Source organism: Ruegeria sp. AD9 (genome assembly GCF_056542305.1).
Genome location: NZ_JBQFZP010000033.1, coordinates 1 through 10,749, shown reverse-complemented (window position 1 = coordinate 10,749; position 10,749 = coordinate 1). Strand labels below are relative to the sequence as shown.

Sequence of the window (10,749 nt, the reverse complement as noted above, 5' to 3'; positions counted from 1 at the left end):
GCTTCGGCTTCGGCTTCGGCTTCGGCTTCGGCTTCGGCTTCGGCTTCGGCTTCGGCTTCGGCTTCGGCTTCGGCTTCGGCTTCGGCTTCGGACAGGACTTCTTCTACAGGTTCAGCCGGGTCAACAGGCGTATCTTCCTGCCGCAGATCAGTTTCAACTGCATCATCTGCTAGGAGGGGTTCCACCGGCTTTTGATCGGATTTCTTCTTACCAGCCACCGCAATATTCCCCTTATCGAATCCAAATTCAGATGAATAACAGCCCAGGTTAAGTTAATCGGGGACCTCGCCACCCTCAACCCGCAACACATGTTTCACAAGCTTTTTAACAGCTTTACGCATTTTCTTCGGTGTCGGATGTTTTGCAATCTTCAGGTGCTCATAGTCCAAAGAATAAAGGGGATCAGCCGTAGCCTGGCTGATCGCAACCAGCCAAAGGGGGGCTGATCCGGCCCAGATATCGGCAAAATGTCGCGCCGTGCGCGGCGAGAAAAGCGGAGCAATTATCGGCAGATTTCCTTCGGCGGCCTCGGTGGCCTCGGGTGTTAGCGGCAACAACCGCTGCTGATAGACTGGCTGTTCCCGAACGGTCAGACCAGATTCGGTCAGGCGGCCAGCGATATTACCCCGTGTATGTTCACCCCGCAGGTGCAAAAGCGGGCTTTTGGGCCGATGCTTGAGCAGATGCCCAACCAATTCTTCTGCCGTGGTTCCGACCATCTTGGCCTGCCACCCATACCCTTTCGCGGTACCGGTTGTTGCGGGCCCCACGCAATAGGCCGGCAGAGTGCGGTCAACACCTTTCGAAACCGCCGCATTTACCGCATTGGCCGATGTAAAGATCAATCCTTTTACACCTTTGGTATCCACCGCAACTGGCAGTGGCCGGATTTCCATGATCGGCGAATAGAGGGCCTGTACCCGAGATCTGACGCGGGTTGGCAACTGCTCGACAAACCTTTCCGAGGCGGAGCGAGGGCGGGTCATCAACAAAAACAACGTGTGGCGCCTTGACCCTTCAGGATTGTTTGCATCCGCGCAGGGTGATACCCCGCCGTATATACATGATGCAACGGATCAGGGTGATGGTGCAAACACTTACCGTATTGGGTTTGGAAAGCAGCTGTGACGACACAGCCGCAGCTGTCGTGCGCCAGACCGAAGGTGCCAAAGCCGAGATCCTGTCTTCTGTGGTGCACGGTCAAACCGATCTGCACAGCGCCTTTGGCGGTGTCGTGCCCGAGATTGCGGCCCGTGCGCATGCCGAAAAGCTGGATGTCTGTGTCATGCAGGCACTGGAGGCCGCCGGTCTGTCGCTGCGCGACATGGACGCTATTGCCGTCACCGCCGGGCCCGGTCTGATCGGAGGGGTCATGTCCGGTGTCATGTGCGCCAAAGGGCTAAGCGCCGCCACGGGCTTGCCGCTGATTGGCGTCAATCATCTTGCCGGTCACGCCCTGACACCCCGCCTGACGGACGGCATCGCCTTCCCTTACCTCATGCTTCTGGTGTCGGGCGGCCATTGCCAATACCTGATCGCCCATAGCCCCGAGCAGTTTACCCGCCTGGGCGGTACAATCGACGACGCACCTGGGGAAGCCTTTGACAAGACCGCTCGCCTGCTGGGCCTGTCGCAACCCGGCGGCCCGTCTGTCGAGGCTGAGGCCCGTGATGGCAATCCCCAGCGGTTCCGCTTTCCCAGGCCACTACTGGACCGGCCCGGCTGTGACTTGTCTTTTTCGGGCCTTAAGACGGCGCTTATGCGGATGCGCGACCAAATCGTGGCCGACAAGGGTGGGCTGACCCGTCAGGACCGAGCTGATCTGTGCGCAGGATTCCAGCAGGCCATAGTGGACACATTGGCCGAGAAAACCCGCCGCGCGATTGATCTGTATCTTGATCACAACCCTGCTGATCCCGTTGTCGCGGTTGCAGGTGGGGTGGCTGCAAACTCGGCAATTCGGGCAGCGTTAGAGTCTGTTTGCGCGCAGCAAAGTGCCCGGTTTACGGCACCTCCGCTGGCTTTGTGCACAGACAATGCCGCGATGATTGCCTATGCGGGCCTTGAACGCTTTCGCACCGGCGCGCGCGACGGTCTGGACCTGACTGCCCGCCCCCGCTGGCCGCTGGATCAACGCAGCCCGGCAATGCTGGGCAGCGGTAAGAAAGGGGCCAAGGCATGAACGTATCTGTCCTGGGATCCGGCGCGTTTGGTACCGCTTTGGCAATCTCGCTATCAGGCAACGGGCCAGTAACGCTGTGGTCCAGAAACGCCGATCAGGCGCGGCAGATGCATGAGACGCGCGAAAACTCCACCAGGCTGCCTGGTGTTTCCTTACGCACGAACATCGCCGTTACCGCAAATATCGCGGAGGCGTCGAAAGCTGACATTCTGCTTTTGGCCGTTCCCATGCAGCAATTGCGCAGCGCCTTGCAGGATCACGCCCCGGTGCTGCACGGCAAGACACTGGTCGCTTGCTGTAAGGGGATAGAGTTGGATTCTGGCCTCGGGCCCGTTGCGGTCATCAGGGATGTTGTCCCCGATGCCCCGATCGCTTTGCTGACAGGACCCAGTTTTGCTGATGACATAGCGCGCGGTTTGCCCACTGCGTTAACGCTGGCTTGCGGTGATACGAATCTTGGCAAAACATTGCAGACCGAGCTGGCCACTGCGAACCTGCGCCTCTATCGGACCACTGACACAATAGGTGCTGAACTTGGCGGGGCGCTGAAGAACATCATGGCCATCGGTTGCGGCGCAGCAATCGGCGCGGGGCTGGGGGACAGCGCCCGTGCCGCGTTGATGACTCGCGGTTTTGCGGAAATGCAGCGCTTTGCCGCCCTGCGTGGCGCGCGCCCTGACACCCTGATGGGCTTGTCCGGGCTTGGAGATCTGGTGTTGACCTGTTCCTCAGAGCTGTCCCGAAACTACCGTTTTGGTCTTAGTTTGGGCCTGAACCAACCATTTGACCAACATACTACTGTCGAAGGCGTCGCCACCGCGCGCGCCATGTCAGAGATTGCCGTGAAGGAAGGGCTGGACATGCCCATCAGTACAACGGTGGCGGATCTGAGCCATGGTGCCTACAGTGTGACCGAGGCCATCCAAAACCTGCTCAATCGCCCACTCAAGGAGGAATAACATGCTGATCGCACTCATCGCCCGTGACAAAGCCGGGGCACTGCAAACCCGGTTGGACAATCGCGCGGCCCATCTGGCCTATATCGAAGAAACGGGTGTTGTATCGCAGGCAGGGCCGCTGCTGGATGGCGACGCCATGATCGGTTCGCTGGTTGTGCTCGACGTCGAAGATCTAGCTGCTGCGCAAAACTGGGCAGATAATGACCCCTATGCGAAGGCTGGATTGTTCCAGTCGGTTGAACTGATTCCCTGGAAAAAGGTGATCGGCTGATGGCATATTGGCTATTCAAGTCCGAACCTTCGACCTGGAGCTGGGAACAGCAAATGGCCAAGGGGGATAAGGGCGAGGAATGGGACGGTGTGCGCAACTATCAGGCGCGCAATTTCATGCGTCAGATGGCCATTGGGGATTGGGGGTTCTTCTACCACTCTCAAAAGGACAAGTCAGTTGTTGGTATTGTCGAAGTATGCGCCGAGGCACATCCCGACAATTCCACCGATGATGAGCGCTGGGAATGCGTGGATATCAAGGCCGTCCGGTCCTTTTCCAAACCCGTGACACTGGACCAGATCAAGGCCGACGAACGGCTTGCCGAAATGGTGTTGGTGAAAAACTCTCGTTTATCGGTGCAGCCGGTAACTGACGATCAATGGAAGGCGATATGCGCCTTGGGTGAAACGCAGCCGGATTGACCTGCCGTCCTGTACAAGGTGCAAAACTTCTCAAACGCCCGGCAAGGTGTTATGTTTCCAAGGGCTACGCCGGGTAGGGACCTGAAGGTTATAATTGCTCTGGTCGTAACCGCTTGGTGTTGTTCGGATAAATTCGATATGTTTTGAAAGTTTGAACCCCGTGTCTGACACTGAAAACGGCAACGGGACACTCGATAACACCGTTGCTGCGAAAAGCACGAGAACCTGGGAAGCGCGCCTCAAAGAGGCGCGGGAGAAGCGCGCGTCGGTGCTTGCGGGGGCGCAAGAAGAGGCGCTGAAAGAACCTGCTTCGACCTCTGCGCAATCGGACGTTCTGCCCCCACCGGACGATACAGATACTGAGCAGATCGTTTCCGAACGGGTCCGCTCGCTAAATCTGGACAAGCCACGCGTCAGAAAAAAACGGAAAACTCGGGTCGCGTTAGTACTGGTTGCCCTTTTGTGCGGGGCCGCCTTGCAATGGGTCATTGCAAATCTTTTAGATGACTGGCCAACCGCAGACGCAGAAGATCAGGCCGTTCTGAATGCGCTTTCTGAAACCTTTCTGGCCCCCGAAGAACCGCCTGAGGCCGCAGCCACCAGCCTGCCGGACCCGAAAGACGCCCCTATACCAGAGGATCTGTTGGTTTCAGGGCCCCCTGAGCCTGAGCCTCTCTCAATACCCGCTGACGTCAGCGAACCCTTGGACAAGCCAAATAGCGAGTCAGTCGATCCGGTTGTTTTGGATCAATCCAGTGCAACCCTTTCCCAGGAACTGGAAAACACTGTCATGCCGGAAAGCGAGTTTGCAACCGGCCCGAATCCCGAAGCGGTAACGGAGAAGCCGGAGATTTCCTTAACACCGCCCAAGATTTTCATTCCTGCCCGGATGGAACCCACGTTGGCCGCCGCGACCGCCTCAGACATTCAAGCCGCGATTCCTGCCTTGTATGATCCACGACTTCGCAATCCCAATCCGCTGAACAAGGGCGGATTATCGCAGATATCACAGATAACCAATGATCCCATTCCGCAAGAGATCGACACACCCGCCAACCCGCCCTACGCCGAGGTGAAACCGCTTCTTGTGACGCCGATCATTGATCTTGAGGTCTCGCTTTTTGTACCGTCGAGAGTTTCGCAAGAGACCAGCAACCGGGCGTTGGAACTGCTTGTCCGAGGTCAGGCAACAGTGGTGGCAACAGCTCGGGTGGGATACCGGGTCAGAGAAACCCAGGTCCGGTTTTATCACCCCGATGACGCCGAAAACGCCGCGATGGCCGCCGATGCACTGGGGGGTATTGCACGGGACTTCACAAGCTCGGGCAGCAAGACGCGCCCGGGGCGGATCGAGGTTTATCTGGAAGGCATCGGCGGAAATGCGGACGACAATTCAACCGTTCAACCTGACAACGCAGAAAACCTCATCGCGCGTATTCTTAAAGAGTTCCGATGAGTAATGAGGGAAGGCTCTGACGATACAGAACCTTCCCTACCCCCGCGTGCTCCCTACTCACCACACGCGTATGGAAATGTCTGGTTCTGACCGTCCTGGTCACGGATTGACCTTAGCCCAACCGCGCGCAGCGTTTCAAACGCCAAGTCCTTAAAAAACAACTCAAATACGAAACGCCTGCCGGAAAGACGGCAGGCGTTTCAGGATTGCGCGGTAAGATCAGCCGTAAACGGCTTCTTTCCCGAAATGCTTGGTCAGCATGTAATAGACCACGGCGCGGTATTTGTTGCGCTCGGACATACCATAAGTTTCCATGGCTTTGTTGATCGCTGCCATCAGCTCGGGACCATCTGACAGGCCCAGTTTCTTGATCAGGAAGTTGTTCTTGACGGTTTCCAACTCGGGCGCCTGGCTGGCTGCAACAGTTGCCGCATCTGCGTCATAAATTGCCGGGCCGCAACCGATTGTGACCTTGGTCAGCAGGTCCATATCAGGGTTCATCCCACATTTGTTTTTCAGATCTTCAGCGTATTTGGCTATCAACTCGTCGCGCTTGCCCATGTCCCAATCTCCTTTATCCGTTAATCCGGCACCAATCACCGATAGCCGAGACTAGACGTGTCACAGGTCAGCCCAAAAGGATAAAATATTGCGTTTCCTCCCCCTTAACGAGGGCTGGAATGCACGGGATGCAAGACCTATCTGCAATACCCCCAACCAGAACCTTGCAGGTGAAAATGATCCGCGTGCAAGCGATTGAAGTCCGGGCCAAGAACCACACGAAACCAGTCGCACGCGCCCCGCCAGATTTGCCGCAGGAATGCGGGTTCGGGTCCGGAGCCCTGCCAGTCATTTAACAAGGTCAGCACGCGGCCATCGGTCGTCTCCACACCGATGATATCGATCGAGTCCGCACGGGCATGGCTGCTCCATCCGTTGTTTTCACCCTTCAGGGTGCGCATGCGTCTGCAATTGTAGCTTCCGACATGGCGCAATCGGGCAATGCCGGTTCCAAGCAGTTCGTACGCGGCCGGCTGAACGACATGGTGTTCCCACATCGTCAGCCGCAATGTTGTGGCGCAACTGGTTTCAACGACTTCGATGTGCGAAGTGGCCAGCCGGGTCAGTAGACCCCGTGCGGCAATGCCACAGTTCTGATCAATGGCCAGATCCTCCATCGCCTCGAAGTGAACGCCTGCTTCGGTCAATGTAGCCCGACACTGGGTTTCATCCGCCAAGGCCCGGTTCAGTTGATACCTGGTGACCGGCGTGACCGGCGCGCTGACTTTAAGGTCATGCAATGGGTTCCAGTGAGATGGCACCGGTGTCTTTGGATGCGCCAGCAGCACCCAGCCACCGCCACCCAGCACGATCGCCACAACCAGAACCCTGAAAACAAAGAACGCCGCCGAGTAAAGAAACCGGCGGCGTCCGTTATTCTGTGTCATCGTCAGACGACAATCAGTAGCGGTAGTGTTCCGGCTTGTATGGACCTTCTGGTTTGACACCGATGTACGCGGCCTGATCCGCATCCATCTTCGTCAGCTTCACGCCGATGCGATCCAGATGCAGGCGGGCTACTTTTTCGTCCAGATGCTTGGGCAGGATGTAGACCTTGTTCTCGTACTGATCACCTTTGGTGAACAGCTCGATCTGTGCCAGAACCTGGTTGGTGAACGAGGCCGACATTACAAAAGACGGGTGACCTGTGGCGTTGCCAAGATTGAGAAGGCGGCCTTCAGACAGCAGGATCAGACGGTTGCCCGAAGGCATCTCGATCATGTCCACCTGCTCCTTGATATTGGTCCACTTGTGGTTCTTCAGGCTGGCCACCTGAATCTCGTTGTCGAAGTGCCCGATATTGCCGACGATGGCCATGTCCTTCATCTCGCGCATATGCTCGATGCGGATCACGTCCTTGTTGCCGGTGGTGGTGATGAAGATATCCGCGCTGGCAACTTCGTCTTCCAGCAGGGTTACTTCGAACCCATCCATCGCAGCCTGCAGCGCGCAGATCGGGTCAACTTCGGTCACCTTCACGCGCGCACCCGCGCCACGCAAGCTGGCGGCTGAGCCCTTGCCGACGTCGCCATAGCCGCAAACCACGGCAACCTTACCGGCCATCATTGTGTCGGTGGCGCGGCGAATACCGTCAACCAGCGATTCCTTACAGCCGTATTTATTGTCGAATTTCGACTTTGTGACCGAGTCATTCACGTTGATCGCCGGGAACGGCAGGTGGCCGTCTTTCACCAGCTGATACAGGCGGTTCACGCCGGTAGTGGTTTCCTCGGACACGCCTTGGATCTGGTCGCGCATCTTGGTGAACCAGCCGGGGCTTGCCGCCATGCGCTTGGCGATCTGCTTCTTGATCACCTCTTCCTCTTCCGAACCCGGAACAGGGATGATGTCTTCGCCCGCTTCCGCACGTGCACCCAGCAGGATGTACAGGGTCGCGTCGCCACCATCGTCGAGAATCATGTTCGGACCGTCTTCGAACAGGAAGGATTTATCCAGATAATCCCAATGCTCTTCCAGCGTCTGACCCTTGATGGCGAAGACGGGAATGCCCGCCTCGGCAATCGCGGCGGCGGCATGGTCCTGAGTCGAGAAGATGTTGCACGACGCCCAGCGCACATCCGCACCCAGCGCAACCAGCGTTTCAATCAGAACGCCGGTCTGGATGGTCATGTGCAGCGACCCAACGATACGCGCACCTGTCAGAGGCTTGCTTTCCCCATATTCCGCACGCAGGGACATCAGCCCCGGCATCTCGGTTTCGGCAATGTCCAATTCCTTGCGGCCGAACCCGGCCAGCGAAATGTCTTTAACGATATAGTCCACGGCCATCAGGCGCTCCATTTTCGGTAAATCACAGTCCCGGCTGCCCCTAACATTCCTTGGGGCAGGTGGCAACTTTGAAGACTAATACCGGAAGCCTGGTGGCCGCTTTCAGCTTGGCGTGCCTTCGATTTTTATCTTTGGTATCGCTTCAAAAAAATCGGTGCCAACGGCAACAATACAACTGATCCCGTTCGCATTGGTTACCAAAACGGTATAACTGCCCGTTTCCTTCGAGGCCCAGACCTCCATCACAGATTGCGCGTCGCGCGTCTTTTGCAAACCGCCGAAGGCCAATTCCTCGGCGTAGTTTTCCTGCAATTTGGTGACAATATCGTCGCGATCTGCGCAACTTCGGGCAAAAGCTGGCGGGGCGGTCGCGGCCATTCCAAAGGTCAGGGCAATGGCGAATAAACGCTTGAACATGACAAACTCCTATCGTTTCGCGTTTCACGGTCGAGAGGAGCACACCGGGAGAAGCATGTGCCCCCCTCGGTTTTGATGTCGGGATCATGGCGCGCCGTTTCAAAGCACAAATGCTCAAGAAACTGTTGGCAGCAAGTGATCCAGACAGGTACATCATAGCACAAAAATATGGCGCAATCGCGTCCGGTCAGGCGAGGCATAGCAAAATGGCAACACAACCCAGGGCATGGCAGCGCATGTTATCGGGGCGTCGGCTGGACCTGCTGGACCCGACCCCGGTGGATATCGAGATAGAAGATATCGCCCATGGGCTTGCTTTTGTGGCGCGCTGGAACGGGCAGACACGCGGCGATTTCGCCTATTCCGTGGCCGAGCATTCCCTGTTGGTTGAGGAACTCTTCGGAAGAATTGCGCCCAAGACACCCGTCAAATGGCGGCTGGCAGCCCTGTTACATGATGCGCCGGAATACGTGATCGGCGACATGATTTCGCCGGTCAAATCTGCCGTGGGCCCCGGTTACGGCGCGCTGGATGACCGGTTGGCGGCGGCGATCCACATCCGCTTTGGCCTGCCCGCTGCAGTGCCGAAAACGGTGAAACGGCAGATCAAAAAGGCCGACAAAATCAGTGCCTGGATGGAGGCGACGCAGATTGCGGGCTTCTCCGAGGCGGAGGCGACGAAGTTCTTTGGTCGCCCGGATAAAGCGGTGATGGAGGGATTGGAGATTTCCTTGCGCCCTCCCATTGAGGTGCGGCGGGCGTATATGGCACGGCACGAAGTGTTGATAAATCTTCTCTAGATTACCAATTTCGCCCAATGACGGCTCTGAGCCCGAAGCGGCCCCCATTGGTCGATTGCGGGCGAACCAAATATTTTTTGGCTTCTGGCAGATTGATCCACATCATTACGCAATAATACTCCGGTTTTAGCCTTACGTGCATGACTCGCTTAACTGTGCTGTGCGCCATTTTTTGCGCTTTGCTTTCCAACCACGCATTCAGTGACACGGTTGCAGAACCATGTCGGCGCAAGATTTGCACTGGCATGACGACAAACGAAGTGCGCCGAGAACTACGCAAGCAAGGCTTCAGAATAGATCACAATCTAGGTGAGAGACTGTTCCAGCGTTTATTTCCGATTCTGATGGGAGGCTCGATGGATTTTGAGTAGTACGAGTTTCATATCGCTGCAAAACAAGAACATATTGAAGTTAAACTCACTTTCGTATGATTTCCGAGCGGGAACAAGCGGCTTTCTCACATTGGTGCCACGCAAACGTTCGAAAGCGGGCAAGTGCCAGTGCTGGATGCTATGGAACTCTTGACGTCCAACGTATCTGTTGACACCGGTGAAGTCGAACCGCCAAGCGCAATGAAATGGGAAGAATGGCCTGCGCATTTCTATGACAAAGCGGATCGCAGTATTGTGAGATTCGTGTGGATCTATGAAGGTGGACGTCCGTATTTTGGTCCTGTTTCAACAATTTCAGGCAACATCGTTACGCAGAAGGCCGCGCGTCTTGACGGAGAAAAGCTAAAATACCCCGACGAAATCCATCAATTGTTTGCAAAAAGTGCCACGCTTTTTTTCGGGTCCGTGTGGTTCTGTTGCGAAATTTTTGCTGGGCTAGGCGAACTCACCAATGCAGCAGGTCAGGCGGCCAATTCGGCGAACTGGCGAAATGGACAGAGTCCTGGTATGACTTGACCCTTTCGGATCATGTTCGCGACTTCGATGCCTTCTAACGTCGAAGATGCACAGGTGAACGATTTGAAGCCGAGCATCGGGCGTGTTCGTCTTTTGATGAAACGGTGATCTTGTTCCACGATGTAATTGAGATACTTTCGCCTCACCATCTCGATTGGGATCGGGCAGCCAAAGCCTTTGAGCATTTTGTTGATGGCCTTGATACCTGCGGTGTTGGCTCCGCTTTTGTCGATCACAATCTTCTTCGGCAATCCATTGACCTCCAGCATCCTGGCGAAGAACTTTGTGGCTGCAGGCTCGTTTCGCCGCCTTGAAAGCATGAAATCAAGCGTCTTTCCGTGTTTGTCCACAGCCCGATAGAGACAGACCCAAGCGCCTTTAACTTTGATATAAGTTCTTTAATTGAGCAGCAGCTCTCGGTGATTTTATTCTGGTATCGACCACCTGCAAGGTTCTTTCCGAAGTCATCCAACTGGCGCTTCAT

13 protein-coding genes and 1 pseudogene are annotated in these 10,749 nt (G+C 56.2%); 7 read left to right on the top strand and 7 right to left on the bottom strand.

Translation table 11 applies throughout. From position 1 onward, the window contains the following. Window positions 1–218, bottom strand: a 218-nt coding sequence (locus ACR0AM_RS21045; protein ID WP_480623934.1) for a hypothetical protein, incomplete at its 3' end; no start/stop codon positions are given. A 54-nt stretch (window positions 219–272) separates the two neighbouring features. Next, window positions 273–986: a uroporphyrinogen-III synthase gene (locus ACR0AM_RS21040; protein WP_480474456.1), complete on the bottom strand. Its 714-nt coding sequence runs from the start codon at window positions 984–986 to the stop codon at window positions 273–275. Window positions 987–1,084: 98 nt separating this feature from the next. Here ACR0AM_RS21040 and tsaD point away from each other — a divergent pair, with 98 nt between their 5' ends. The 5 genes from tsaD (at window position 1,085) to ACR0AM_RS21015 (ending at window position 5,290) form a co-directional block, all read left to right on the top strand. Beyond that, window positions 1,085–2,182, top strand: coding sequence for a tRNA (adenosine(37)-N6)-threonylcarbamoyltransferase complex transferase subunit TsaD (gene tsaD / locus ACR0AM_RS21035; RefSeq protein WP_480623933.1), 1,098 nt, complete (start codon window positions 1,085–1,087; stop codon window positions 2,180–2,182). Then, window positions 2,179–3,141 (top strand): NAD(P)H-dependent glycerol-3-phosphate dehydrogenase, encoded by a 963-nt coding sequence (locus ACR0AM_RS21030; protein WP_480623932.1) that lies wholly within the window; start codon window positions 2,179–2,181, stop codon window positions 3,139–3,141. The genes tsaD and ACR0AM_RS21030 overlap by 4 nt, the downstream gene beginning before the upstream one ends. A 1-nt stretch (window position 3,142) precedes the next feature. Continuing rightward, the gene (locus ACR0AM_RS21025) at window positions 3,143–3,412 is read left to right on the top strand and encodes a YciI family protein (protein WP_480482615.1); all 270 of its coding nucleotides are present in this window, start codon (window positions 3,143–3,145) and stop codon (window positions 3,410–3,412) included. After that, window positions 3,412–3,834 (top strand): EVE domain-containing protein, encoded by a 423-nt coding sequence (locus ACR0AM_RS21020; protein ID WP_480474453.1) that lies wholly within the window; start codon window positions 3,412–3,414, stop codon window positions 3,832–3,834. The genes ACR0AM_RS21025 and ACR0AM_RS21020 overlap by 1 nt, the downstream gene beginning before the upstream one ends. Window positions 3,835–3,994: 160 nt before the next feature. Then, window positions 3,995–5,290, top strand: coding sequence for a hypothetical protein (locus ACR0AM_RS21015; protein ID WP_480623931.1), 1,296 nt, complete (start codon window positions 3,995–3,997; stop codon window positions 5,288–5,290). A gap of 219 nt (window positions 5,291–5,509) precedes the next feature. On the opposite strand, the gene ACR0AM_RS21010 is transcribed toward ACR0AM_RS21015, so the two are convergent. From ACR0AM_RS21010 to ACR0AM_RS20995, 4 genes are all read right to left on the bottom strand, one after another. Further along, on the bottom strand, window positions 5,510–5,851 hold the full coding sequence (locus ACR0AM_RS21010) for a DUF2853 family protein (protein WP_480496375.1): 342 nt from the start codon (window positions 5,849–5,851) through the stop codon (window positions 5,510–5,512). Window positions 5,852–5,988: 137 nt separating this feature from the next. After that, complete coding sequence (locus ACR0AM_RS21005; RefSeq protein WP_480623930.1) at window positions 5,989–6,738, bottom strand: extensin-like domain-containing protein; 750 nt, start codon at window positions 6,736–6,738, stop codon at window positions 5,989–5,991. A gap of 13 nt (window positions 6,739–6,751) precedes the next feature. Next, window positions 6,752–8,140 carry an adenosylhomocysteinase gene (gene ahcY / locus ACR0AM_RS21000; RefSeq protein WP_480623929.1) on the bottom strand — a complete coding sequence of 463 codons (1,389 nt, stop codon included), beginning with the start codon at window positions 8,138–8,140 and terminating at the stop codon, window positions 6,752–6,754. Window positions 8,141–8,242: 102 nt separating this feature from the next. Further along, complete coding sequence (locus tag ACR0AM_RS20995) at window positions 8,243–8,557, bottom strand: hypothetical protein (protein ID WP_267366315.1); 315 nt, start codon at window positions 8,555–8,557, stop codon at window positions 8,243–8,245. 206 nt (window positions 8,558–8,763) lie between these two features. Here ACR0AM_RS20995 and ACR0AM_RS20990 point away from each other — a divergent pair, with 206 nt between their 5' ends. Next, window positions 8,764–9,357 carry an HD domain-containing protein gene (locus ACR0AM_RS20990; protein ID WP_480623928.1) on the top strand — a complete coding sequence of 198 codons (594 nt, stop codon included), beginning with the start codon at window positions 8,764–8,766 and terminating at the stop codon, window positions 9,355–9,357. Window positions 9,358–9,857: 500 nt separating this feature from the next. After that, complete coding sequence (locus ACR0AM_RS20985) at window positions 9,858–10,265, top strand: hypothetical protein (RefSeq protein ID WP_480623927.1); 408 nt, start codon at window positions 9,858–9,860, stop codon at window positions 10,263–10,265. Here ACR0AM_RS20985 and ACR0AM_RS20980 read toward each other — a convergent pair. After that, window positions 10,211–10,660 (bottom strand): annotated as a pseudogene (locus ACR0AM_RS20980) (IS6 family transposase); the annotation flags it as partial. The gene ACR0AM_RS20985 and the pseudogene ACR0AM_RS20980 overlap by 55 nt on opposite strands. Window positions 10,661–10,749 lie beyond the last annotated feature (89 nt).